The 24617-nt window shown below is 45.4% G+C and carries 19 protein-coding genes, 1 tRNA gene and 1 pseudogene; 9 read left to right on the top strand and 12 right to left on the bottom strand.

The features are described 5' to 3' along the window. Positions 1 to 318: 318 nt before the first annotated feature. Together QUA33_RS05020 and QUA33_RS05015 are read left to right on the top strand one after the other, a co-directional pair. The gene (locus tag QUA33_RS05020; protein ID WP_332948676.1) at positions 319 to 630 is read left to right on the top strand and encodes an RNA recognition motif domain-containing protein; all 312 of its coding nucleotides are present in this window, start codon (positions 319 to 321) and stop codon (positions 628 to 630) included. 357 nt (positions 631 to 987) lie between these two features. Continuing rightward, positions 988 to 1458, top strand: a complete 471-nt coding sequence (locus tag QUA33_RS05015) for a phosphate-starvation-inducible PsiE family protein (RefSeq protein ID WP_333096095.1) — start codon at positions 988 to 990, stop codon at positions 1456 to 1458. 63 nt (positions 1459 to 1521) lie between these two features. Here the strand turns inward: QUA33_RS05015 and rimM are convergent, their stop codons facing one another. From rimM to QUA33_RS05000, 3 genes are all read right to left on the bottom strand, one after another. Beyond that, on the bottom strand, positions 1522 to 2163 hold the full coding sequence (gene rimM / locus QUA33_RS05010; RefSeq protein WP_333146979.1) for a ribosome maturation factor RimM: 642 nt from the start codon (positions 2161 to 2163) through the stop codon (positions 1522 to 1524). Positions 2164 to 2381: 218 nt separating this feature from the next. After that, positions 2382 to 3014, bottom strand: coding sequence for a response regulator (locus QUA33_RS05005; protein ID WP_015179099.1), 633 nt, complete (start codon positions 3012 to 3014; stop codon positions 2382 to 2384). Between the two features lie 95 nt (positions 3015 to 3109). Next, positions 3110 to 4384, bottom strand: coding sequence for a molybdenum cofactor synthesis domain-containing protein (locus tag QUA33_RS05000; protein WP_333146977.1), 1275 nt, complete (start codon positions 4382 to 4384; stop codon positions 3110 to 3112). 117 nt (positions 4385 to 4501) lie between these two features. On the opposite strand from QUA33_RS05000, the gene QUA33_RS04995 reads away from it, so the two are divergent. The 3 genes and pseudogenes from QUA33_RS04995 (at position 4502) to cobO (ending at position 6574) form a co-directional block, all read left to right on the top strand. Continuing rightward, a complete protein-coding gene (locus QUA33_RS04995) occupies positions 4502 to 5119 on the top strand; it encodes a hypothetical protein (RefSeq protein WP_333146975.1) in 618 nt (205 codons plus the stop codon). Between the two features lie 170 nt (positions 5120 to 5289). After that, a pseudogene (locus QUA33_RS04990) lies at positions 5290 to 5868 on the top strand (Uma2 family endonuclease). 70 nt (positions 5869 to 5938) lie between these two features. Further along, on the top strand, positions 5939 to 6574 hold the full coding sequence (gene cobO / locus QUA33_RS04985; RefSeq protein WP_333146973.1) for a cob(I)yrinic acid a,c-diamide adenosyltransferase: 636 nt from the start codon (positions 5939 to 5941) through the stop codon (positions 6572 to 6574). A gap of 49 nt (positions 6575 to 6623) precedes the next feature. Here the strand turns inward: cobO and QUA33_RS04980 are convergent, their stop codons facing one another. The 7 genes from QUA33_RS04980 to ribBA form a co-directional block, all read right to left on the bottom strand. Further along, complete coding sequence (locus QUA33_RS04980; RefSeq protein ID WP_333146971.1) at positions 6624 to 9161, bottom strand: CHASE4 domain-containing protein; 2538 nt, start codon at positions 9159 to 9161, stop codon at positions 6624 to 6626. 188 nt (positions 9162 to 9349) lie between these two features. Continuing rightward, entirely contained in the window at positions 9350 to 9847 is a 498-nt protein-coding gene (locus QUA33_RS04975) for a hypothetical protein (protein ID WP_333146969.1), read from the bottom strand. Positions 9848 to 10316: 469 nt separating this feature from the next. After that, positions 10317 to 11321, bottom strand: coding sequence for an RNA polymerase sigma factor, RpoD/SigA family (locus QUA33_RS04970; RefSeq protein WP_333079500.1), 1005 nt, complete (start codon positions 11319 to 11321; stop codon positions 10317 to 10319). Positions 11322 to 12198: 877 nt separating this feature from the next. Then, the gene (locus QUA33_RS04965) at positions 12199 to 13932 is read right to left on the bottom strand and encodes an ATP-binding protein (protein WP_333096085.1); all 1734 of its coding nucleotides are present in this window, start codon (positions 13930 to 13932) and stop codon (positions 12199 to 12201) included. A 98-nt stretch (positions 13933 to 14030) separates the two neighbouring features. Beyond that, positions 14031 to 15470 (bottom strand): pentapeptide repeat-containing protein, encoded by a 1440-nt coding sequence (locus QUA33_RS04960; RefSeq protein ID WP_333096084.1) that lies wholly within the window; start codon positions 15468 to 15470, stop codon positions 14031 to 14033. A 48-nt stretch (positions 15471 to 15518) separates the two neighbouring features. After that, on the bottom strand, positions 15519 to 15974 hold the full coding sequence (locus tag QUA33_RS04955) for an HAD domain-containing protein (protein WP_333146967.1): 456 nt from the start codon (positions 15972 to 15974) through the stop codon (positions 15519 to 15521). Positions 15975 to 16238: 264 nt separating this feature from the next. Next, positions 16239 to 17951, bottom strand: a complete 1713-nt coding sequence (ribBA, locus tag QUA33_RS04950) for a bifunctional 3,4-dihydroxy-2-butanone-4-phosphate synthase/GTP cyclohydrolase II (RefSeq protein WP_333146965.1) — start codon at positions 17949 to 17951, stop codon at positions 16239 to 16241. A gap of 170 nt (positions 17952 to 18121) precedes the next feature. Between ribBA and QUA33_RS04945 the strand changes: the two genes are divergently transcribed. After that, on the top strand, positions 18122 to 18970 hold the full coding sequence (locus QUA33_RS04945) for a site-specific DNA-methyltransferase (RefSeq protein ID WP_333146963.1): 849 nt from the start codon (positions 18122 to 18124) through the stop codon (positions 18968 to 18970). Between the two features lie 147 nt (positions 18971 to 19117). Beyond that, positions 19118 to 20470 (top strand): DUF4339 domain-containing protein, encoded by a 1353-nt coding sequence (locus tag QUA33_RS04940; protein WP_333146961.1) that lies wholly within the window; start codon positions 19118 to 19120, stop codon positions 20468 to 20470. Here the strand turns inward: QUA33_RS04940 and QUA33_RS04935 are convergent. Together QUA33_RS04935 and QUA33_RS04930 are read right to left on the bottom strand one after the other, a co-directional pair. After that, a complete protein-coding gene (locus QUA33_RS04935) occupies positions 20444 to 20683 on the bottom strand; it encodes a hypothetical protein (protein WP_333146960.1) in 240 nt (79 codons plus the stop codon). The genes QUA33_RS04940 and QUA33_RS04935 overlap by 27 nt on opposite strands. Continuing rightward, positions 20654 to 20726 (bottom strand) — tRNA-Phe (locus tag QUA33_RS04930). The genes QUA33_RS04935 and QUA33_RS04930 overlap by 30 nt, the downstream gene beginning before the upstream one ends. A 132-nt stretch (positions 20727 to 20858) precedes the next feature. On the opposite strand from QUA33_RS04930, the gene QUA33_RS04925 reads away from it, so the two are divergent. Together QUA33_RS04925 and QUA33_RS04920 are read left to right on the top strand one after the other, a co-directional pair. Beyond that, positions 20859 to 23576 (top strand): phospholipid carrier-dependent glycosyltransferase, encoded by a 2718-nt coding sequence (locus QUA33_RS04925; protein ID WP_333146958.1) that lies wholly within the window; start codon positions 20859 to 20861, stop codon positions 23574 to 23576. Between the two features lie 77 nt (positions 23577 to 23653). Further along, a complete protein-coding gene (locus QUA33_RS04920; RefSeq protein WP_333146956.1) occupies positions 23654 to 24607 on the top strand; it encodes a cobalamin-binding protein in 954 nt (317 codons plus the stop codon). The last annotated feature ends 10 nt before the right edge of the window (positions 24608 to 24617 follow it).

The raw sequence follows: 24617 nt of genomic DNA, 5'->3' as shown, positions 1-24617 counted from the left end.
ATCCCAAATGTAAAACCTACAATCGTTATGCCATTACCCAGCCTACAAGCTGCGTTTCCCCGGCAGAGCCCGGGAACAAGGAAAATTAAATTTATTTATTCTAAGTTTTTGCTTCTTGATGGGGGGTTTTCCTTCGGGAGAATGTCTTCTGGCGAATGCCTTCTGCCTTCTTTTTAATTAATTGAGTCAGACAATTGCAGTTTGCACCCATAGGTGCTATAATTGTTTTACAAGGCTTTATTTTCGGCAGTACAGTTCGTTCGATCGGCGTTCCTCCGGATTTAAATCTCTACACCCTCTGATTCTGGAGAATGTTCAATGTCAATCTATGTCGGCAATTTATCCTACGAAGTAACGCAGGAGCACCTCAACCAAACTTTTGGAGAGTACGGTACAGTAAAGCGCGTTCAGTTGCCTGCTGACCGGGAAACAGGTCGGATGCGGGGCTTCGCTTTTGTAGAAATGTCTACAGAAGCCGAAGAAGCCGCAGCCATTGAGGCTCTTGACGGTGCTGAGTGGATGGGTCGCGACCTCAAGGTCAATAAGGCAAAACCCCGCGAAGAACGTGGTTCTTCTAACAGCGGTAACTGGGGTAACAACGATCGCGGTGGCAATTCTCGTCGCTACTAAACCACCCGAGCTAAATTTTTAGCTATATTGTATATTGCGTCGGAGCAAGCTGGGAGTAAACAATCATTCTCTGTGGAGAATAGATAGTTATTTCAGTGGTCGTACCGCGCCTTAAAAGCCTCAAACTATTGCTAGACAATAGTTGGAGGCTTTTTTATGGCAAAAATTATTAATTAGGAGTTCGAGGGCGTGCGATCGATTCCTAGCTGACCCGAACTATAAAATATAACAGGCAGAGAGAGCCTCCTTCCCCAGTGCCCGGTTCCCGCCGTGCAACCGCGCACTCGCAGAGTTTGGCGCTTGCAAAGTGTACCGAACAATGACAAAATCATCAAGAATGATGATTAAATCACTGGTATGCTGAAAAAAATATTTAGGCAAATTTCTAAGTTAGGAAATGAGGAACAATTTCTGCATTTTACAGAAAGTGTAGAAGTAATAATATCGAAAATTTTATCCCTCGCGATGATTTGGGTAATTCTCCTCAGCGTTTGCGATTTGCTGATTTTTTTAGGAAAAGAATGGGTAAACCACAGTGATGATTTGTTAAAAGACACGTTGTTTGTCATATTTGGGTTATTTTTAAATGTTTTAATTGCTCTAGAAATATTGGAAAATATTACAGCTTATCTGAAAAAGCACGTAATTCAAGTAGAGCTAGTTATTGTAACTTCCTTGATAGCAGTATCTCGAAAAATCATCATTCTTGACCTGGAAAAGAAAACCGCAGCCGACTTGATTGGTTTGGCGATTGCAATTTTCGCGCTTTCCATCAGTTACTTGATAGTGCGGTCCACAAATAGAGGAAAAGATAATAGTGGACATTAGGAATTTGGGATTGGGAATTGTTAATAACTAATATCATGTCCGGTCGAGCGACCGGACATGATATTATTCCAACAAACCAGGAGGAGGCACAATTTCAATTCTGCCTTGTTCTAAGTCCACAATTGGCACAATCTCTTCCACAAAAGGAATCAAGATTTTTGTGGATTTAGGCTCTTTAACGCGAATTTTCCGTGGTTTGCGGGTATTTCTGGGGTCAGCGTTGGCTTTGGGAGTTTCCGGCTGTTTTGGCTTTTCTAATTCTGCGACGGCAGTTTCCGGCGGCGTTAGATTCGTTTCTACTTCTAAAAGGTCGTTACCTGCGGGAATAATATCACTTACCTTGCCTAAAATTTCCCCGGTTAATTGGTTCACAACTTCCATACCGATCAAATCTTGGACGTAAAACTCATCAGGTTCGAGGTAAGGTCGATCGGTCTTTTCAACAAACAACTTACAGCCCCGCAGCGCCTCAGCACCATCGCGGTCCTCGACACCCTCTACCTCTACGGCATACAGCCCTTTACCCGGAATGTAACGACCGCCCAAAAACTCGATCGGCTCCGGTTCACTTTTGTTAGGGTGCAAAATCCACCGCTTCCCCGGTTCGATAAATCTTTCCGGGAAATCCGAATCCGGATAGACTCGCACTTCCCCGTCCAAGCCTTGAGCTGCTACAATTTTACCGATTTCTATCCACTCAGACATACATTATATCACTCAAATTGCTAGTAATTGATAATTGGAAATTGGAAATTGGAAATTGCTGATTAGTAAGTGGTAATTAGCAATTTGCCACTAAGAATTCTGCCCTCGAAGCTCTTCCCGATCCCCGTTAAGTCCGTCAAACAATTCGTTTCCGAACTACCCTCTTCCATCAACATCCATCCGTTAAATCCGTTAAATCCGTTGCCGAACTTCCTTCTTTACACCAATCCAGTTCTCAGCGCTACAACGGCTGCTTGCACGCGGTCATCCACTGCCAACTTATTCATAATACCGCGAACATGAGTTTTAATAGTATTTGGACTCAAGTAAAGCGCCGCTGCTATCTCCGGATTGCTGTTACCTTCCACCATTAATTTTAAGACCTCCAATTCCCGCTGTGACAACTGACCAAAAGTAGTTGTAGAGGCAGGTATCGGGGGTTTGAGGTGTTCGATGACCGTCCGGGCAATTTGAGGGTCAAGATATGTAGCTCCCTCTGCTGCGGCTGCAATCGCTGCTAACAGCCTATCTACAGAAGCACCTTTAATACAATAAGCATCAGCCCCACTAGAAAGGGCAGCAATAATTTCAGTTTCTGCCGTGTGAGAAGTTAACATTACTACTCGAACTTCTGGCAGTTGTGCTTTAATTTGCTGCGTCGCTGCTATGCCGTCGAGCCGTGGCAAACCGATATCCATCACAATAATATCAGGTTTGAGTTTCAGTGCGGCTGCTACGCCTAAATAGCCATCTTCTGCTTGTCCTACTATTTCTATTTCTGGGGAATCCGCTAAAACTTGCTCTAATCCCAGTTGCATCATCGGATCGTCTTCAACAATTAAAATTTTCATAATACGAATGAAGAAAGAAGAAGGAAGATTACTTAGTTGTTAACATTTTACAGTAACTTATACCGAACCAATAACAAATAACCCATAACAACTAACTAATGACTAACTTTTAAAACCTCTACGAATTCGCCTGGTAAAATCCCGGTTTCCACTGGTGGCAAAACTGCTAAACCGCTTGTATTGGCGAGGTTAATTAAATTCGCTGAATTTTGGCTGCCGCTAGCAGGTTCAAATTCCCAGACTCCGGCAACTAAATGCAGTTTACCCCAAATATAAGTTTCGCGTCGGCCGGGCGATCGCAATTCAGCATTACACCTAGCTTTGACAAACTCCGGCCCCCAAGCATTAGGGGCAAGCCCAGACATCTTTCTCAAAGCAGGCACAACAAAACGCCAACAGCAGACTAAAGCTGAAACCGGATTTCCCGGCAAACCAAAATAGAGACAATCCGAACTCAAACTCGGCGAATCCTGATTTTTTTCACCTCGTTTAAACCCAGCAACCGTTAAAGGTTTACCCGGCTTAATCGCCACAGAACTAACGTGAACTTTTCCTCCCAAATCCCCTAATATTTTCTCAATATAATCGTAGTCTCCTACCGAGACGCCCCCCGTAGAAAGCACCACATCCGCCGTCGCAACAGCCCCGGCGATCGCCTTGTTTAACGCCTCTTCATTATCAGGAACAATGCCCAATCGAATCGTTTCAAATCCCATTTGTGCCAACAAAACTGTCAAAGCATACTGATTCGAGTCTACCAGTTTCCCCGGTGCCAAAGCTTCGTCAGGCGATACCAATTCGTCACCCGTAGAAAAAATTGCCACCCGCAGCCGCCGATACACAGGAACTTGAATGCACTGGGCAGTTGCTAACACCGCCATTTCTGGGGCATTGATAACTGTACCGGGAGTTAGCAAAGTTGTTCCTGCTTGATAAAAAGCGCCTTTGTGCCTGACAAATGCTTGCGGTTTTTCAGGAGAAACTAAGATAAAAATACGATCGCCCTCACGCCTTGTTTCTTCCTGCATTACCACCGTATCAGCACCCGCAGGCATCACCCCACCTGTAAAAATTCGCGCCGCTTGCCCCGATTGGACGGTATTTTGAGGCTGATATCCGGCTGGAATCTCTTCAACTACTTCGAGTACCACTGGTTTTTCGGCGCTACAGCTTTCTACATCAGCAAAGCGTACCGCGTACCCATCCATTGCCGAATTGTCCCAATAAGGAAAATCCAGGGAACCAGTGACGGCTGCTGCCAAAATGCGCCCCGATGCTGCCAGCAAGTCTACAGTTTCTACATCCCGCTGACTGTCGAGGGGTTGCGCCAAATTTAGAACGATCGATTCTGCTTCTTTCACTGACAGCATGACTGTCTCCTTATTTTGATAACACTCATGATTAAGTTTAGCAAAATCTCCAGAGATATTGGTGATATAATTTTTTTGTATTTTGGCAGGAAACCTAATTTTTGGTATTAATTGCTGATGACTATTTCTCGCTTGGTTGTCCGACTAAATTGTTTATCCTTCTTCCTAGTGGCGCTGCTGATAATTTTTACTCAACTTTCCGGCTTAAAAGTCAGCGATTTATTCTTTCACCCTTATTTTTCCCCCAATCCCAATGTCGCCTTGTTAACTCGGACTTTCCAGATTTTATGTTCTGTACCAGTCATTGTTTGTACTTTTACCTATAAATTAGCTCAAAGTATTCAACCGCGCACTTCAGAAAATCGATTTATTCTCTCTTCGGCTTTGTTAACAGGTGGATTTTTACTAAATGAAATTTATAGAATTCATATATATATGGTAGCACTGGGAATTCCCAAGCTAGGAGTAAGTCTTTTTTACGCCGTTGTTTTGTCATCCTACGGATGGTTTTTTCGGCGAGAACTACAGTTGACTCCCTACCAAATACTGTTAGCTGGTTTGGGATTGTTGTTTTTTGCGATCGGCGTAGATTCCCTGCATTTAAAAAACAAAATATTCTCCAGTTTACTAGAGGGAGTACCTAAATTGTTTAGTGAAATCAACATTGCATTTTATTATTGGTATGTGTGTAAGTGTTTTCTCCAGAAAGCTTTTTATAAAACTAGGGAGATCTAGTTGTAAGTAGGTGATATAATGACATTACAATTGCCTGCAAAAAACTACTACTAAAATCCTCATTCCCACATCAATAATATTTACAGCATCTGCATTGCTCGGCATTTATCCGCATTCAGATACATTATATTATGTGGCTTAAAAATCCCAACTCATCCTGATAAAATACCATGATAGCAGTTACCATCAACTTCAACTCCATAGTTAAACTAACCGACGACCAATTTTATCAACTGTGTCGCGAAAACCCCGATGTCAAATTTGAACGCAATGCCAAAGGAGAAATAATCGTTATGCCACCCACAGGAGGATAAACTGGAAATTACAACTCAGAAATTAATGCTGACTTTGTGATTTGGAACAGACAAACTCAACTGGGAATTTGTTTCGATTCTTCAACTTGCTTCAAACTGCCCAGCGGTGCAAACCGTTCTCCCGATGTCTCTTGGATTGAAAAATTAAGATGGGATGCACTCACTCCCGAACAAAAACAAAAGTTTCCTCCCATTGCCCCGGATTTTGTCTTAGAGTTAATGTCGCCAACCGACAGTTTAAAAGATACCCAAGACAAAATGCAAGAATACATGAATAATCAAGTAAAACTCGGCTGGTTAATCAACCGCAAAACCCGGAGAGTCGAAATCTATCGCCAAGGACAAGAAATAGAAGTTTTGGAATGTCCAACAGAACTTTCAGGAGAAGATATTTTGCCAGGTTTCGTGCTAAACTTGAAAACACTGTGGCAATAACTAGAAATATTGCATCTATCAGCGTTTATTTTGGTTCATCTTTCTCGTTCATCTGCGGTTAAAAAATACTATGGAAACCAATATAGAAACCACTGCAACCACTGGCTTAACAGCCGAACAACACAAACAGAAAATGCAGCGCCGCCAAGAAGTACAGGCGCAGCGAATCGCTAACTCCTCAAAAGAAAAAGGTTTAATTATAGTCAATACGGGTAACGGGAAAGGCAAAACCACGGCAGCTTTGGGAATGGTTGTGCGATCGCTCGGTCACGGCTACCGCGTCGCCATAGTACAATTTATCAAGGGCGCGTGGGAACCCGCAGAGAAAGCCATTTTTCAACTGTGGGAAAAACAGCTAGAATTTCATGCAATGGGAGAAGGTTTTACCTGGGACACGCAAGACCGCGATCGAGATATCGAAACAGCTCAAAAAGCTTGGGAAAAATCCTTAACTTTTATCCGCAATCCCGAATTTAAATTAGTTCTTCTAGATGAAGTCAATATAGCATTAAAACTAGGTTATTTGCAAGTAGAGCAAGTGCTTTCCGGGTTAGACAAAAAGCCAGAAGAAACCCACATTATTTTAACAGGCAGAGGCGCGCCGGATGCACTGATTGAACGAGCCGATTTGGTGACAGAAATGACTTTAGTTAAGCATCCATTCCGAGAACAAGGCATTAAAGCTCAACCAGGGATTGAGTATTAATGTTGTTTGTCTTCAAGACTTTTTCCCCGATATAAAGTTTCAAAGAGAGCTATGCTGGCAACGTTAAAGTAAAAGTTGACCCCTTGCCAAATTCGCTACTCACAGTAATTTCTCCCCCCAGCATCTGAGAGTATTTCTGCGCTATTGCCAAACCCAAACCCGTACCTCCGTACTTGCGGGTAGTCGAAGCATCAGCTTGCGTAAAAGGTTGAAATAACTTTTGTAGCTGTTCAGGAGTAATCCCAATCCCCGTATCAGTACACTTAATAATTAACTGTTCCGAATCCCAACTATTTTCGTCATTTTTAATTCTTTCAACGCTGAGTGTAATTGTCCCTTTATGAGTAAACTTAGCTGCATTGCTGAGCAAATTAAACAAAATTTGAGTAAACTTAATTTGATCGGAATACAATTCGCCAATATTATTAGGACACTCCACCTTCAGGCGATTAATGTTTCGCAAAAATAGCGGTTCAACAGTTCTGGCTACATCTTGAACTGCCTCCGACACGTCAAAAGTGTCTAATTCAAGTTCCGCGTGACCGGCTTCAATCTTCGACAAGTCCAGAATATCATTAATTAAGGAAAGTAAAAGCTGGCCTGAATGGTGAATTCTCTCCAAATCCGACACAAAATTTTCTTCGCCCAAATCTAAAGCCTCTTCTTGCAGGATCTCGCTGTAACCGATAATCGCATTCAGAGGAGTTCGCAGTTCGTGGCTCATGTTAGCCAAAAACTGACTTTTAGCCAAACTAGCTGCTTCTGCGGCTTCCTTTGCCTTGTAGAGTTCTGCCTCAGCTTGCAAACGGTCGGTCACGTCGTGAGCCAGCACTAATTCAGCATTTCTGCTATCAAATACCAGAGCATAAGAAGTAATTTCTACATCAATAATTGTGCCGTCTTTTTTCTGGTGCTGCCACACACCTGCAAACTCAATACCGACATCTACTTGGGAGATATTTTCTAACAATCTCGGCAGCTCTTGGGGGGGGCGAATGTCTGTAACGGTCATGTTGAGAAATTCGTCGCGAGTGTAGCCGTAGTGTTGGACAGCAGCCTGATTGACGGCTATAAATTCCAGAGTTTCTAAATCGTAAACCCACATCGGATGGGGGTTATTTTTAAACAAAAGTCTGTAACGTTCTTCCGAGGCTCGCAGTTCGGCTTCGGCTTGCTTGCGCTCGGTAATGTCGCGGACAACAGTGCAAATAATCTCGCGGCCGCCGTAGGAAATCACGCTCCCGCTCACTTCTACATCCACGCAGGAACCGTCTCGGCGGCGGTAGAGAACTTCGCCAATTCTGAATTGTTTGTCCGTCAGCAGTAACTCGATATTGTTGTCAATTAGGTCTTTAGAGTAAGCGATGATATCGTAAATAGTTAGTTGCGAAATCGCATCAAGATTGTAATCGAGCAGGTCTCTAAACGCTGTATTGGCTTCCAAAAGGCGTTTGGTTTGAGCGTCCCACAGGAAAATACAATCTGTAGCTTGCTCGACTACGGCTCTGTAGCGGGCTTTTTCCTCAAGTTGTTCGCTTTCGGCTTGGGCGATCGCACTCAACATTCCGTTGATAGTATGGGCAAGGTCGGACAACTCGTCTTCGCCCGTTACCGGTAGTCGCACCGAGAGGTCTTGGCTGCTGCTGACGCGTTTCACTGCTTTCGCCAAACCGCTCAACCGAGACAGCACTAGACGCTCTAGCAGCAGCAGAGTGCAGCCGACCAACCCAACTCCGGCTAACGCTACAGACCCGAGCAGGTACAGCAAACTAATTTGACCTTGCCGATATATTTCTCTGGGGATATCAACCCGCAATAGCAGCGCAGGTTGGTTGTAAATATCCCGGATCAGAGCGTAACCCGCGATCGACTCTTCGCTTAAAGGACGCACCAAAATCGGTTTTTTTTCCGACAGTTTCTCCCGCATTTGCTGAAAGTCAGCAGGCAAATGAGCCTCATTAACGCTATGCACGATCAGCGGCAAGCGAGTAATTTTAGAAACTTTCGCAATACCAGCAGCATCCAAATTGCGCCCGAATATCAGCGTACCTCGGATCGGGCCGGTGCTTTTAGTCGTGAGAATAGGCCGGGAAGTAATCAGTATTGGCCCTGACGGTAGTAGCAAGATACCAGCGAGGCTGCTTTTGGCGTTGGGGTGCTGCAACAGCGGGTCGCTGAGAGAAATGCGCCGTTTTAATGCTTCTGGAACAGGCGTTAGTTTCAGCTTTTCGCTGTCTAAACCCGTACCGTAAACTATTTTGCCAGAAGTATTGACAAATATGGCTATATTAACTCTTATATTAGCCAGCCCTTCTGGAATTAAATTGGAGGCAATGAATTTTGAGTTGCGGTTTTGGATGAAAGTGTAGGTGTCGTCCCAGGACGACCAGTCGGCAAAGCGCGAGTTAAAGTCATCTGCGGTTTGCCCGAACACATTGAGCACTCCCTTGACAACCTGTGTGGCTTCTTGTTCCTCTGCTTTGATCATGCTGCCCAAGAGGATGCTTGAGGAGGCGACATACAGAATGCCAGTCAATCCAGCGATGGTAATGCCAATGATCGATAGTGTTTTCCGACGCAGTTTCATCTTGCCATGTGTGTGGTGTCCGTCCGAAATTCTCAACTCAGGAGCAATTTTACTACTGTTTCCTGAACCCTGACCGAAAGCAATTTGGTCCGGGGGCTCCCGATGTATCAGTGGGGTTGCTTTCTTCAAATCTAAAATCTAAAATCTAAAATCTAAAATCTATTGACTGGTGGCGCAGCGCGTGTTTCCTACTTTTCCCATACCTGCTGTTTGTGAGATTCTTTGCAAATACCCAAGATGCGCCGATCGTTGTCGCTGATGCTGGAAATTGGGTAATATTGTTGCAGGTTTACGGAGTAGGGAGAGCGACTGCCGTCGTAACTGTCCACTACTATTAAATTTAACTGAGTTCGATCGCTTGTGCCGTAAAAACAGTAAAAAGCAGACCGAGGCAGGTAAAAAGCGCCGACTACCTTACTTTGCCGCATTTCAAATACAAAATATTCTTGTTTAATTTCCTCTGGCTTGCTCGACTGGCCGTAGAGGTAAATGCCATCTGCTAAACCTGTGCTAGCTGTATCTGGCTCAGGATTTGGCGGAGATTGCGAGCTTAAAACGCCGGATTTGATGTCCGAGTCGTGTGCCCGGCGTGCGGGGAATGCGATGCTCAAGTTACCGGGCCAGAGAGCAAGCACGATCGCGATCGCTTCTAAACTTCGTGTCAATATCAAATAAGTCAAAACCACTCCCGACCCCAAAATTTAAAATAGCTGGTTCCAAACGCCTCTTGTACCAGTTTCACAAAGATTGTAGAGAAACCGGGTATTTTGCTTAATGTTGGCTATTAACTTGAAGGAACGATCGCCCGCCCGATGCCTGAACTTAAATCTAAGCTTAGCTGTGATAAATTTTGCGTCCACCCTGATTGGGAAATCCACCCGTCCAATAATACCATTTTAGATTTTAAGTTTTATAGTCTTGGACGCATATACTACGATTTTCTGTCCGAAGACAACGTAGTGAACCAATCTCAAACCCTTGATTTAACTTCGATAGTGCGTCAGTCCTGTTTGAGATTAAAGAATGCAGTAATTGGGAATGCCCTATTGCCTAATGGTTTGAATTGCTGGCCTACATTAACATTCTTTTTTTTTAACTGGTATAGACATAAAAAAAAGTTGAGATTTACCAAAATCTCAACTTTTTTATTAGTGACTAACTAGCCAAGTATTCTCGAACTTGAGATTGGCGTCGCCGCAGGTGGGCAAGGGCTTGATGTTCTAGCTGCCGCACCCGTTCCCGACTGAGATTTAACCGTTCTCCGACTTTCGCCAGAGACATTTCTGTGCCGTCCTCCAAACCGAAGCGCAGAATTATCACATCTCGCTGCTGGGGGGTCAGTTCTGATATCAAAGTATCGAGGTCTTGCCGCAGCAACTCCGAGGTAATGTAGTTGTCTGGAGATGCAGTTTCGTCTTCTAAGAGTTCTTGCAGTTCGGTATCTTGGTTGTCTCCTACCCGCAAGTCCAAAGAAACTGGATGTCTTGCCATCAGCAGGTATTCCCGAATTTGGGAAGGGTGCAGTTCCAAAGCTGCAGCAATTTCGGCAGGAGAGGGAGATCGGCCCAACTGTTGGGTAAGTTCCCGCTGCACTTTTTTGATTTTGTTGAGTTTTTCGGTGATGTGAATTGGCAATCGAATTGTGCGGGCGTGTTGGGCGATCGCGCGGGTAATTGCTTGGCGAATCCACCAGTAGGCGTATGTGGAAAATTTGTATCCCCGCATCGGGTCAAATTTTTCGACTCCTCGTTCTAAACCGAGGGTGCCTTCTTGAATTAAATCCAAGAATTCCATATTGCGTTTCTGGTATTTTTTGGCGATCGCCACTACCAGCCGCAAATTCGCTTCAATCATCTTTTGCTTGGCCCGCCGCCCTATGTGTAAGATGCGGCTAAGTTCAGGTTCGGTCAACTCCATTTCGGCAGCCCACTCTTGATTCGTCAGATCCCGCTGCCATTCTTTAGCAAGTGCTTGTTTTGCTTCGATTAATTTCATCATTTGCTGCACCTGCTTCCCGAAAACAATTTCTTCTTCTCGGGTTAGCAGGGGTACGCGACCGATCTCGTGCAGATAGGTACGAACCGTATCCGTTGAGGAGTATGGCCGGCTGCCCATGCGATCGGCTTTCACTGTTTTGTTTTTGGGGGTTGTGGTGGACATGGGTGAGTATTGCACTCCTTGTAACAACAGATAAAAAGTTGGTGATACCCTGTCCCACTTTTACAAGTGGGATAAAGACTGCGACAAGGGGGATGTTTTCCCTCCTGTTTATCGGTGACGATCGGTAGAAGCTTTTTGTTTGGGATTACTTTTGTGCTGGATTTTCCAGTAATCGCCGTCGATTTTCGGTAGCTCGCTAGCTTTAACGGCTAGTTCCAGGCGAAGTGAAGCAAGAGTTTAGTTTTCTCAATATTATTCCCAATTTTGAGGATCGTAAAGAGTAAAAACCTCTGTCTTAAGGTCAAGATTCTACATTTTTCCTTAAGGTTTTGAATTCCCTGTTAGTTTTAACTGCCACTCAACTTCACAATACTCATGCAAACAGACTCATGCAATTCGAGGGCTTTGTTTTGCTCTCTGTTCCATCATCGCTTGAAATTTTCTCGCTGCCTAGATGGTGGGATGCGAGATAACCGAACTCGATCGCCGTATTAGATGGGAGTAACTGTTTAAAATATTTATTGACATTTTTATTTAAATATGCTAGTCAAATTCTGCTACGAGTAACGACAAGGTGTATAAAGGCTGGCTGTTGCCCTGTTTGACTTTCATTGTGCCCTAGGCTCCATCATCTCCATCATGTTTAAGCTTATGCAAATTTTGGGCAGTTAGGGATGAGGGGTGAGGGGGTGAAAGGGGAAAAGCTTCTGACGGAAAGCTGAGGCCTAATTTTTTCGACGTTCGATCGCACTTTTTCGTTTATAACTGAAGCAAAAATCAGATATTTCTGTCATTGCCAGCGATCGCCAATTGTTCGCCAAGACTAATTTACAGTAACATTTGCTTAATTTCTGTAATGAATCTAGCAGTTGTCAATCTAAAATCCTAAATCCATTTTGGCAGATTCTGCCTCGGCAAATACTTGTTCGTCGGGCATTTCTTGCCAGTCAATATCCCCGATTTCCCTGTAGAATTGCTCGTCATAGGGGCGAGTTTGCACGACTACGGGCATGGGTACGGCGTGCCCCAAAACTAATGCTTGCTGTTTGGAGTCGAGTTTTGCCAAAACTGAACGCAAACTCTGCCCTCCAGAAACGCCGGTGAAAATAGCATCGATGTCTTTATCGTCGTTTAGCAAAGCTGTGATCCGCGTTCCGACTTGCGACATGACTTCGGCATCGATGCCGGAGGGACGCTGGTCTACAATCAGCAGGGTTACAAAGTATTTTCGCATTTCTCGCGCGATCGTACCGAAAATAGTCGATCGCACGATCGCCGGATCGAGAAAGCGGTGAGCTTCCTCTATGGTAATCACCAACGGCTGCGGGCGATCGCACGGATTTTTGCTCTGCAAAAACTTCTCCGCTTTCCGCACGTAAGCTTGGTGAATGCGGCGAGTAATCACGTTTGCCGCCAACATATACGACAGCAAATCCGAGTGGGAACCAAACTCAATTACTACATTCTTCCCGCCATCCAAACACTGCAAAACTTCAGTTACATAATTTTTAGGGCAGCGTGTGCGAATATACTTCAAATCATTCAGTCGCTCTAATTTGCGCTGCAAAGCCATAATCGAAGACTTATTTCCCCGCTTTTCTTCGCAAAACATTGAAATATCTTCATTGCTCATTTCCAGCAACTTGTTGATCCAACCGCTTCCCAACTCATTTCGCAAAATAATCGCATTTTCGATACTAGCTTCCGACAAATTTAACTCGCGCTGCACCAACGCGATGTCTTCCACCTCAATTTGATCGAAACTCAAAAACAACTCTTGAGCATCGCGGACTCCCCGGCGTTTTGTCGATTCTGGATCGAGGGTATAAATCTGCATTTTATCGGGAAACAACTGCCGCAAACCTTTAACAGTGCTGAACTGTTTCCCTTCCGAAACTGCTTCCCACCCGTACTCCGAGTGCATATCAAAAATTAGATTGACAGCAGCTTGCTTGCGAATAATTCCCGACAATAGCAAGCGAGTCAGAAAAGATTTTCCCGTTCCCGACTTGCCAAAAACTCCGTTGCTGCGTTCCACAAATCGGTCTAAATCCAAGCACACAGCAACATCCATGTCAATCGGTTTGCCGATCGCAAAATTGCGGCGGTACGGGTCATCTTCCCAGCCAAAAACTGCCCGAAAATCCGTTTCTTTGGCATCAAACACCTGCGAAAAGTGGCTGGGAATAGTTTTGACAGGCAGCAACTCAATATCCGCGCCCGTTTGTGACTCAAAAGAAGCCAAATTTCCTAACGCCAGCTTATTCTCGCGAACTCCGCCGTTTTTCGTCGGGTCGAAAATTGCCTGCTGTTTTTCTCGTTCAGCAGTCAACATCAACATCGGCGACAGTTCGATCGTACCGTAGGTGCTGCTACCGGCTAGCACTGCGAGCAGAAAATCGTCGTCGGGATTGGGAGGATTCGATAAAATGCGGGCGCTAGAAGTTCCGAGAGACACGTCGGTGAGCATACAGAAAAAGTGCGATCGCACCCCCCGCACTACTAGAAATTTCCCCACCCTCATATCTTCCACCGAAACGTCGGCGTGCAGTCGCACTTCTAATCCCTTGCTCAGAGAACCTTGAATAACAGAGCCTAACGGTCGATCCATTTTAGATTTTAGATTTTAGATTTTAGATTGTTAATAATCGAGCAATTTTCGCTGGGCGAGTTTTGATTTTAGATTTTCGATTGTTAACAGTCAACTAATTACCATTCCGATTCTAGTGGCAATTCAAAATAACTCGGACTCAGATGTATATCGGTCAAATCCGTTTCGCTCAAATAAGCGTCGGTCAAAAATACCCCTTTTAAACTTGCGCCTTTGAGGTTAGTACCTTTCAGGTTAGCACCTCTGAGATTAACTCGGAATAAATGAGCATCGCTCAAGTCTGCCTCAGTTAAATCTGCTCCCTCCAAATTTACTCTCATCAAATCTGCTTTTCGGAGGTCAGCTTCCGTTAACTTAGCGCCGCTGAGGTCAGCTTTTGTCAAGTCTACACCTCTCAAGTCGGCCCCGCTCAAGTTAGCGAACAGCAAAGTAGCTCCCGTGAAATCTGTCTCCCTCAAATCGGCATCCCTTAAATTAGCGCCGCTGAGGTCAGCCCTTGTTAAGTCTACACCCCGGAGGTCAGCAGAACTCAAGTTTACTTGGTGTAAAATTGCCCCACTTAAATCGGCTCCTCTCAAATCTGTTTGCTCTAAGTTTGCACCTTTGAGGTAAGCTTTTTTTAAGCTAGCTCTGCTGAGGTCTACATTTTTGAGATTAACCGAACTTAAGTTAGAACCGCTCAAATTAGCTCCGCTTAAATCTGATCCGTTTAAGTCGGCTCCCGTTAAGTTTACCCCTTGCAGCGATACATTGGGAGCAATTAAATAAGCTCCGCCCAGAGCGGGGTCAATGCCTTCTGAAAACAATGTTTTGTTGCTGTAAACAGCTTTCTCCAAAATCGTGCCGCTCAAACTAGCTTCCCTCAAGTCCGCTGCGCTGAGGTTGGCTCCTGCTAAGTTTGCCCGATCGAGTTTTGCGCCAAATAAAATAGCTTTGTATAAGTTTGTCCGCCGCAAATCGGCTCCTTTTAAATCGGCTTCGGTCAAATCTACCATAGCCAGATTTAAGCCAGGGAGCGAAGCATTGGGAGCTAGCAAAAATGCTCCCAGTGCACCCGGATCAATATCATCCGGAAAGATAGTCCGGTTGTTGTATACCGCCTTGTCTAAAATCGCCCCGCTCAACTGAGAACCGCGCAAATCTGCCCCGCTAAGGTTGGCTCTGGTTAAGTTGGCTTCGTGGAAATTGGCTCCAACTAAATTAGCCTTGATCAAACTTGCTTGTTTGAGGTTGGCGCCCGTGAATTCGGCTCCTACGAGATTAGCTTCTCGCAGGACAGCACCAGTCAAATCAGCTCTAGTAAGGTTAGCTAAATTAAGAAATGATTCAGCTAAATCCGCCCCGCTGAGATTAGCACCGCTGAGGTCGGCTTCAATCAAGTCTGCATACCTGAGCATAGCGCCGCTGAGGTTGGTTTCTCGGAGATCCGTGCCTCGGAGGTTGGCTCCCCGGAGTTCCGCACCGCCAAGGTTGGTGCCTTTAAGTGCTTGTCCCCTGAGATCGAGTCGGTGCAGAAAGTCACCAACGTTCATTTGCATGTCAAATTCACCCTCTCTATTCCGATACTTTTTTCCTAACCTTTGAAATCAAGTTAGATATTCTGAAAGTACCTTGGCTGAGTTCTGGTCAAAACCATTGTAATCATCAATAGCCACAACTGGTGCATCTGGCGGATAGTGTTCTGGAATATCGTCAATGGCTACCCAAGGTGAGTTTTCTGCTTGATTTTGTCGAAGATACTCAAGAACTTCCTGGTGTCGTAAATATTTGTATTGGTGAATATTTTTGGGGTTGAGAAAAGGGGTGAATCCGATAACACGGATAGCGATATCTGGTGAAAATAATGGCTGGATTACCTCGAAGGGGAATATTTCACGCCAGGAAGATGAAATTACTATTCGCGCATTAGGATAGGAACGAAGCACGTTTTCAAAGTGATTAAGGCAAACCGAATTAAATTTCATTATATCTGCGTGCAAACTCGATGTTTCATGTCTTCTGTCAGGAATAAGTACACCATCAATGTCTAAAAAAATTAACATTAACTAAAAGTCCTAGTGAATATTTTAATAACTATTAATACTATTTGATAAAATAAATGTGCAGCGACGATTCTCTCTCAAGTGTTCGCTACATCGAGTTGTTTGACTGCAATCAACATTGTTATTCACTGTTTTTATTTGTAGGTGCTTTCTGACGAAAGGAAGATGCTGGTATAAACAAGTATTGTTCTGAAATTCACACTTTTTCTTGGCTTCTGCCTTCCCCCCTGCTGGGGTAGGGGGGCTGGCTTCTACCTTCTGCTTTCAGGCAAGAGGAGCAAAACTGTAGATTTTTTGAGGTTCGAGCCGATCGCAAATCCCGGTTAATTCCGACAAAAGGAATGTCTCGCGATCGAGCTGGACTTGCAGGGTTTTGAGCGGATCTCCACCGGAGGAAACCATGAATTCTAATGTTTCCAAATTCGGCTCAGTGCTGATTTCGCCCAAAATTTGACCGATCGCCTTGACGTAAGGATGGTTTACATCCGAGTACCAGTCGGGGGCTGCGAGTCCGGGTTGATCGAAGCCGAGGTGAACGATGAGGGAGCCTTCTCCGAAAAGGGCTATTCCCACCGGCCGCGCTTCTTCTTGCAGCAGCAAGTGCTGGTTAGCCGCCAAATGCCGCAGTTTTTCGAGGTGTTCGTACCGATTTTGAATGGCAGAATCTTCCTCTTTTCCTTCTTTCTGGGTTCTACCTTCTTCCTTCGTTTCGTTCCACTGAATCGCCACTGTTACTAGATAAGTTTGCAGTAGCATATGACCGAGTTTTTCGGCTTTTGTTGCCAGATAGATCGAGTTATAATCTGTGGCTTCAATTAGTAATGGGACGCGATCGGCTACTTCAATCCCGTAACCTTTCAAACCGGCTATTTTGCGCGGGTTGTTGGTAATCAACCGAATTTTTTTTACTCCCAAATCGTTGAGCATTTGTGCTCCGACGCCGTAGTTCCGCAAGTCGGCGGGAAATCCCAACCGTTCGTTGGCTTCTACAGTATCCAATCCCAAATCTTGCAGCGAGTAAGCTTTTAGTTTATTTACCAATCCAATACCCCGACCTTCTTGGCGCAAGTAAACTATGACGCCAGAACCGACATTTTCGATCATTTTCAGTGCCGCTTGCAGTTGCATCCGGCAGTCGCAGCGCAGGGAACCCAAAGCATCGCCGGTCAGGCATTCGGAATGCACCCGCACCATCACGGGTTTATCTTTAAATTCTGCCGGGTCGCCCTTGACAATAGCAACGTGTTCTGAATTGTCTTGGGTGTCGCGGTAGGCGTAAATCATAAACTCGCCAAATTGAGTGGGCAATTTGGCGACGGTTTCGCGGCGGACGAATCGATCGTGCTTGAGCCGGTAGCTAATTAAGTCGGCAATACTGATTATTTTGAGGTTGTGGGTTTTGGCGTACTCGATTAATTCGGGCAACCTAGCCATCGAACCGTCGGGGTTTTGAATTTCGCAGATGACGCCGCTGGGATACAGGCCAGCGAGTCTGGCGAGGTCAACCGAAGCTTCGGTGTGACCGGCGCGTTTGAGGACGCCACCGTCGATCGCCCGCAGGGGGAAAATGTGACCGGGACGCCGCAAGTCTTGAGGTTTGGTGTCCGGGTGAATGGCTACTTGGATCGTGCGGGCTCTGTCTTCGGCGGAGATACCGGTACTGACGCCGTTGACTGCATCGATGCTGACGGTGAAGGCAGTTTGGTTGTTGTCAGTGTTTTTGCTGACCATCAGGGGCAATTCCAGGCGATCGAGCCTTTCGCCACTCAAGGCCAGACAAATCAAACCCCGCGCGTTCACAGCCATAAAATTGATGTTGTCGGGGGTGGCGAATTGGGCGGCACAAATCACATCGCCTTCGTTTTCGCGATTTTCGTCATCGACCACTACCAGGGGGCGACCTGCTTTGAGGTCTGCCAGGGCGCTGTCAATTGAGTCAAATTGAAAGGATTGAGTTGAGGAGTTGTTATTTGGCACAGAGAATTTCAAGCTATAAACAGTAATGTTATGGAAATAGAATGTATTTGTGATTGTAACCTTTTGTTTCCGACAGGGCGATTCCCCTGTCCAGATGAGTTTGACAAGTTTTTTAAACTCACTTACTATAAATTTTACACTTTGTCAACAAAATATCTCCCCAATATTTCATGAGCTTGACTGATATCGCGAAGATTTTAGGTAAACCGTACTTCCAAGCTCCTAATTGCGTAATTTATAACATGGATTGTTTGGAAGCATTGAAGCTGCTACCGGATCAATTTGTAGATTTAACCGTTACCAGCCCGCCTTATAACATCGGCAAAGAGTACGAAAAATCCTTGGTGTTAGATGAGTATTTAAACTGGTGCGAGCTGTGGATAGCGGAGGTTTACCGGGTAACGCTCGATCGAGGAGCGTTTTGGCTGAATTTAGGCTATTTGTCAATTCGCGATCGGGCAAAAGCAATTCCGATTTCCTACCTGCTTTGGGACAAAGTGCCTTTTTATCTGATTCAAGAAGTTGTCTGGAACTACGGCGCGGGAGTGGCGGGCAGCAAGTTCTTTTCACCCCGCAATGAAAAGTTTCTCTGGTATGTAAAAAATCAAGACAAGTATACATTTAATTTGGATGAAGTGCGCGACCCAAATGTGAAATATCCAAATCAGAAAAAGAACGGCAAGATTAAAGTAAACTTAAAAGGCAAAAATCCGACGGATGTTTGGCAGTTCCCAAAAGTTACGTCGGGGAAAAACCGAGCTTCAAAAGAACGCACGCCTCACCCCGCTCAATTTCCTGTTGCCGTTGTCGATCGCATCATCAAGTCTGCATCGAATTTAAACGACATTGTTTTAGATCCGTTTATGGGTTCCGGGACTACAGCAATTGTGGCTCTGGGTTTGCAGCGTCAAGTTATTGGATTTGAAATTAGGGCTGATTACTGTGAGATTGTAGCTAGTAGAATAGATAATTTTTTGAGGGACAAGGAACTCAGAGAAGCACAGTTATCTTTATTCTAGAGTTGGTAAATTGCAGCAACTTAATTTAAATTGTCCCAGAGCGGGCGATCGGTCTCAAGCGATCGGCCCTCAAGACGATTGGATCGCACTGCCCAGAACGATCGGCGCAATGGGACAATATTGATATCCCGTCAAATTATCCTAACCATGAATAATTGGCCGAAATTCCTCCCCAATCCTACATCGTGCGCCAGAGGGTTTGCCTTAAGCATTAGCTTTTGGCTGATTGTTTCTCTACTGTGGTCCAATGCTTACTATTATTCCTACGGATTTAGCAGGAGGTACTGGTACACCATCAGGAGCTCTGACTTTCAAGCCGTAATAACATTTGCTTGGTTGTGCCAAATCTTGTTATTTTCTTTCTATCACTGGGGAGTAACGAAGGTTGCCGAGTGGATGGAAATTCGCCGACACAATCAGCAACCGCCGACTGTATCGGCTTGGCAGCACTGGAGGGAAGGCGTTATTGCATTTCTCACGCTGCCAGCAGCAATCGTGATGGGAATTCCCGCGATCGCCCTTTTTATGCTGCCGATCAGAAGCTCTTCGGGCGCGCTCGTGGCTTTAATTCTAGGAAGTGCGATCGCATCTGCTTACCTGTATCACTTCCGCTTTGCAAAGCTGCTTAAAAATCTTATTAAATTCTTATGGGTTTTCTATGCAGGGCTTCTAAAGATACTTGAACTTTTGTTAGTTCCATTATTAACTGGTACTCCATTTTTCCTGCTAACTGTTGCGACGGCCGAAATCGTGCCAAAACAGCTACTGCCGCTGACAACCTTTCTGTTAGTTATTTGGGTACTGCTGAGCGGGATAGTGGGATATGCAGCTTTGCAGTATTGGTCAGCGCATCTTGTTAATTGGGCCGCGACGTGGTGGCCCGCTGACTCTCCTGGTTACGGCCGGATTCAAGCCCGAAAAGCCTGGAAACACAACAGGACAGCAACCAGCCAATCTTTTGTTCGGCACACAACCAGTTGGCACTTAGCCGCTAACGACGCTACCAACCTAATTTACCTAAACTTCATAGCGACCGTACTCGGTGCGATCGCTTTTCTGTTTTTTGGAGAGTCTTCAGAAGGGTCAGAAACACAAGAAGAGATTTTAGGATCTGCTGTAGCGCTAGTTTGGGTGGCCCTGTGGCATTTCTGGGGGTGGCCTCGCGAAGTTGAAATTGCTAGAGGTAAGCCGGAGGCTAAGAAAAAGCGATCGCCCAATTCTAACTCACCGCCTCCGAATCCGGTAGAACAAGAACTCAACCAGCTCAAAGCCACAACTGGAATGAATCGGATGAAGCCTGTGAGACCATCGACCCAGCCAACTCCTGAAGTTGCTCAATGGTACGTGTTTCGCAGCGGTGAAGCCAAGGGGCCCTATACCAAATTGCAATTATGGGAGGTTCAGGAAATCACAGCCCGAACCAAAGTCCGGCGCGGGGAAGCCGAGTGGCAGCGCGCCGGTGAAATTCCAGAACTAGCGTCGTACCTCACTCAAAAATAAGGCGCTATCCCGACAAAACTCTTGTCGGCGGGGCTGAATCCTTCTCCACAGCTTCAAATATTCAGGTCGAACAGATTCACCCATCTCGTTAGCTAAAATTTCAGGCAAATCGAGTTCGATAAATGACTGCATTGCCCGCATTTTTCCTAAAAAAAAGCCCTCAACTTTGTGAGGGCTTTGCGATGCCAGGAACGAGACTTGAACTCGTGACACGTGGATTTTCAGTCCACTGCTCTACCAACTGAGCTATCCCGGCTTGTTTTTTCGCGCTTTACTATCTTAGCAGACACATACAGAATTTAGCAAGCACTTTTCTCAATTAATTTTCGATCGCCCGGAACCGCCCGCCTGTAAGCTAAAAGCTGCAACCTAAAATCCAAAAATCGCAATGGCACAGCAACATCGGGACAGCGGGAGTAAGAGTCTGCTTGTCTTGGGCATAATTTGGCTGCTGGGGGCAATTAGCGATCGCCTCTGGTTTGCCCTCGATCGATCTGTCCCGGCGTGGGATCAAGCAGAATACCTGACTAGCACCCTGAAATACTTGCAGGCGTTGCAGCATCCTCAGTGGCTTTCCGGGGAGTGGTGGACAAACTTCTGGCTGCTTTCGACGAAAATTCCGCCCTTGGCATACATCTTAACGGTTCCGTTTCTTCAGGTTTTCGGTACTGGAGGCGATCGGGCAACCCTCGTTCATTTATTATTTAGTGCAATTCTCCTCGCCTCAGTCTACAATCTGGGCGTCCAATTATTTAACAGGCAAGTCGGTTTGTGGGCCGCTGCAATTTGCGTTTTGTTACCGGGACTTTATCGGTTCCGCTTGCAATTTTTACTCGACTATCCCCTCACTGCTGCGATTACTTTTGCTTTCTATTGTCTGACAATGTGGAAGGCTTCTGAAGGAACGAGGAAGTTCGGCAACGGATTCTGTAACGGATGTAACGGATGTAACGGATGTCAGGAAGAAGGAAGTTCGGCAACGAATTTAACCGATGTAATTGATAGAACTCAGTTGGAGGAACGAACAAAGAAAAATTATAAATTCTCCCCCTCTCCCAATCTCCCCCTCTCCCCGTCGTCTTTCTTTTGGGCGATCGCCTTTGGACTTTCTCTCGGCTTATCAATATTAGTTAAACACACTACAGTCTTATTTCTATTTACCCCGATTGTCTGGTTGGCTGTTGGTGCGGTGCGACAAAAAGCTTGGGGAAGATTAGGTCAATTAGCAGGTAGTTTGTTGCTGTCGGTAGCGGTATTTGGGCCGTGGGCGAAAACCAATTGGCTGTTAATTTTGACCGGGGGAAAACGGGCAACGCTGGATTCTGCGATCGCCGAAGGAGATCCGGCCCTCAATACGATCGACGCTTGGATTTACTACGCTCAACACTTACCCGAACACGTTTCTTGGCCTCTGTTACTTGTTCCCTTAGTAGGATTAATACTTTATTGGCGTCGCCGGCAAGATAGTTCGTCAATCTTACACCTCAACTCCTGTCAGTGGCTGGCTGTTTTCTGGGGAGGAGCTTATTTAATTAATTCTCTAAATATCAACAAAGACGGCAGATATGTGATACCTTATTTGCCAGTTTTATCTATTTTCTTAGCCTACTGTTTAACGCTGTGGCCTTCTCGGTGGGGACGACAAATTCGCTGGGGTACAATTGGCTTGGCAATTCTGGCGATGCTGTTCCATATGTGGCCGCTGGGAGGTGCTCTGGGAAATAGCTTAGTCCAAATTATCAGTCCCGGCAATTCTAACTATCCTTACTTGGGGAAAGATTGGCCGCACCCAGAGGTAATTGCAGAAATTATTGATAAGGAACCTTATTTGCAATCTACTTTAGGCGTGTTGCCTTCGACGCCGGAAATTAACCAGCATAATTTGAATTTTTACGGTGCTTTGGCTAATTTTCAGGTTTACGGGCGGCAGGTGGGAACGAATTTAAAAGAAGTACCGCAAGATGTGCGATCGCTCTCTTGGTTCGTAACTAAAAGTGGCCCGCAAGGTTCGATCCGCGAACGGATTAAAGAAGCTCAAAATGCAGCCGTAACGGCGATTGAAAAAGGGGATAAATTTGAGTTAGATAAAACTTGGGTTTTACCAGATTATACTAATTTAAATCTTTATCGCAAGCGAGTGCAGCCTGTCGATATACAGCCGTTGAATGAAGCGCGATCGCAAGTACAATTAGATCGAGTTACTGTGGCTGCAAAAGCAGTTCCCGGAGTCGCGCTACCCGTTACTTATACTTGGTCGGGGCCTTGGCAGCAGTTGCACTCTGGTTTAGTGTTGGTAACGTGGCAAAATCAGCAGTCTGGCAATATTCCACCGGGACAGACTTTCAGGATTTTACACGATCGCGCGATCGGCCAGGCGACTTTGCATCCGGGGATGCTGGAAGCGGATAAATTTGCTGTGGGGTTTCGAGTTGTCGATCGCACGGCGATGCTTCCTCCTGCTAATATTGCACCGGGAACTTACAATCTGCAAGCTACTTATCTAAATCGTAAAACCGGTGAAACTTATCCGATTAATGTGCCGGCACTTAGTGTTAAGATCGAGGCAGAGCCTCTGGATATGCGTTTCCAGGCAGAGCCTGGGAACGAGGATAATAAAGATAAGCCTGAGTTAGATTTGGTGACTCAATTGCGGGTGATGGCGGTTAATTTACCCAAAGGGTTGCCAGGTTTAGAACCCGTGTTCGAGCAGATTGGGCGCATCAATCAGTACGATCCAGTTCAAGATTATACCGTGCAAGCGGAACAAACCTTAGAATATCGGTTGCAGCAGGAACCAAATAATTTAGAATTGGCTTATGCTTTGGCATTTTCTAGGGTATTGCAGCAGAATGTTGAAAGTGCGATCGTCGCCTTAGAAAAAGTCACTCAACTAGACTCAAAAAACCCTTACGCTTACGCCTATCTCGCTTTCGTACACCTGTACGGCTGGCATCCCAAAGCCGCTCAAACAGCCTTAAAACCTGCTCTCGCTCTCAACTCCAATCTACCGGAAATTAGAGTTTTAAACGGTGTAGCGGCTCTGATGCAAGGTAATCTCATTCAAGCATGGCAAGATTTGCAATACTTAAAAAAACTCAAAATTTAACACTCCCTTTTATTGTGGCACGGGCGCCCCGCCTCTGCTTCACTTGTGCTTCCGAATCGGTAAAAAACAGAAAACCAATGAACAAACCAAGAATTGTCTCTCTAATTCCCAGTGCCACAGAAATTGTAGCGCTTTTAGGATTAACCGACGCCATTGTGGGCCGTTCCCACGAATGCGACTATCCCCCAGAAATCCAAAATTTACCTGTTTGCACTCAGCCTAAATTCAATCCCGAAGGAACTAGCAGCGAAATTCACAACCGCGTAACAGAATTGTTGCAAAATGCCCTCAGCGTGTATAAAGTAGAAATAGATACTTTGGAAAAATTGCAGCCGACTCACATTATTACTCAAGCTCAATGTGAAGTCTGCGCTTGTTCTCTAACAGAGGTTGAACAAGCGGTAAGCACGCTGGTAAATAGCAAGCCGGAAATTATTTCTTTGCAGCCGAATCTGCTAGCAGAAATTTGGACGGATATTCAGCGAGTTGCTGATGCTTTGGGCGTAAATGGCAAAAGTGCGATCGACCTTTTGCAGTCCCGCATCGATGCTATTATCTCCCAAACACAAGCATCATCTATTCTTACAACAAAAGAGAGACTTCCCAAAGTAGCTTGTATCGAGTGGATTGAGCCTTTGATGGCTGCGGGTAACTGGATTCCCGAATTAGTGGCAATGGCGGGAGGCAATTCGCTATTTGGAATTGTCGGGGAACATTCCCCTTGGTTAAAATGGGAATCGCTAGTAGAAGCTAATCCCGATGTAATTATTTTCATGCCTTGCGGCTTTGATTTAAACCGCACTCGCAGCGAAGCAATGCAGATAACTAAATACGCAGAATGGCCTAAGTTGCAAGCAGTAAAAACTGGGAAAGTTTACATAACTGATGGCAATTCTTACTTTAATCGGCCGGGACCGAGATTGGTTGATTCGTTAGAAATTTTAGCAGAAATTCTCCATCCCGAAATCTTCGATTTTGGCTATCGGAGTAAGGGTTGGCAGCCCTTTTTGTCAGTACCCGCAGCTAGCTAAAGCTTTATTT

The organism is Microcoleus sp. Pol14D4 (genome assembly GCF_036701245.1).
Lineage (GTDB): Bacteria > Cyanobacteriota > Cyanobacteriia > Cyanobacteriales > Microcoleaceae > Microcoleus.
The sequence above is the reverse complement of the archived record's forward strand: the minus strand, read 5'-3'. Positions and strand labels throughout refer to the sequence as shown.

What these genes read in the sequence shown, in the direction of transcription:
- QUA33_RS05020 (WP_332948676.1), top strand. Translation starts at nt 319, where the DNA reads ATGTCAATCTATGTCGGCAATTTATCCTACGAAGTAACGCAGGAGCAC.
- QUA33_RS05015 (WP_333096095.1), top strand. Translation starts at nt 988, where the DNA reads ATGCTGAAAAAAATATTTAGGCAAATTTCTAAGTTAGGAAATGAGGAA.
- rimM (WP_333146979.1), bottom strand. Translation starts at nt 2,163, where the DNA reads ATGTCTGAGTGGATAGAAATCGGTAAAATTGTAGCAGCTCAAGGCTTG.
- QUA33_RS05005 (WP_015179099.1), bottom strand. Translation starts at nt 3,014, where the DNA reads ATGAAAATTTTAATTGTTGAAGACGATCCGATGATGCAACTGGGATTA.
- QUA33_RS05000 (WP_333146977.1), bottom strand. Translation starts at nt 4,384, where the DNA reads ATGCTGTCAGTGAAAGAAGCAGAATCGATCGTTCTAAATTTGGCGCAA.
- QUA33_RS04995 (WP_333146975.1), top strand. Translation starts at nt 4,502, where the DNA reads ATGACTATTTCTCGCTTGGTTGTCCGACTAAATTGTTTATCCTTCTTC.
- cobO (WP_333146973.1), top strand. Translation starts at nt 5,939, where the DNA reads ATGGAAACCAATATAGAAACCACTGCAACCACTGGCTTAACAGCCGAA.
- QUA33_RS04980 (WP_333146971.1), bottom strand. Translation starts at nt 9,161, where the DNA reads ATGAAACTGCGTCGGAAAACACTATCGATCATTGGCATTACCATCGCT.
- QUA33_RS04970 (WP_333079500.1), bottom strand. Translation starts at nt 11,321, where the DNA reads ATGTCCACCACAACCCCCAAAAACAAAACAGTGAAAGCCGATCGCATG.
- QUA33_RS04965 (WP_333096085.1), bottom strand. Translation starts at nt 13,932, where the DNA reads ATGGATCGACCGTTAGGCTCTGTTATTCAAGGTTCTCTGAGCAAGGGA.
- QUA33_RS04960 (WP_333096084.1), bottom strand. Translation starts at nt 15,470, where the DNA reads ATGCAAATGAACGTTGGTGACTTTCTGCACCGACTCGATCTCAGGGGA.
- QUA33_RS04955 (WP_333146967.1), bottom strand. Translation starts at nt 15,974, where the DNA reads ATGTTAATTTTTTTAGACATTGATGGTGTACTTATTCCTGACAGAAGA.
- QUA33_RS04945 (WP_333146963.1), top strand. Translation starts at nt 18,122, where the DNA reads ATGAGCTTGACTGATATCGCGAAGATTTTAGGTAAACCGTACTTCCAA.
- QUA33_RS04940 (WP_333146961.1), top strand. Translation starts at nt 19,118, where the DNA reads ATGAATAATTGGCCGAAATTCCTCCCCAATCCTACATCGTGCGCCAGA.
- QUA33_RS04925 (WP_333146958.1), top strand. Translation starts at nt 20,859, where the DNA reads ATGGCACAGCAACATCGGGACAGCGGGAGTAAGAGTCTGCTTGTCTTG.
- QUA33_RS04920 (WP_333146956.1), top strand. Translation starts at nt 23,654, where the DNA reads ATGAACAAACCAAGAATTGTCTCTCTAATTCCCAGTGCCACAGAAATT.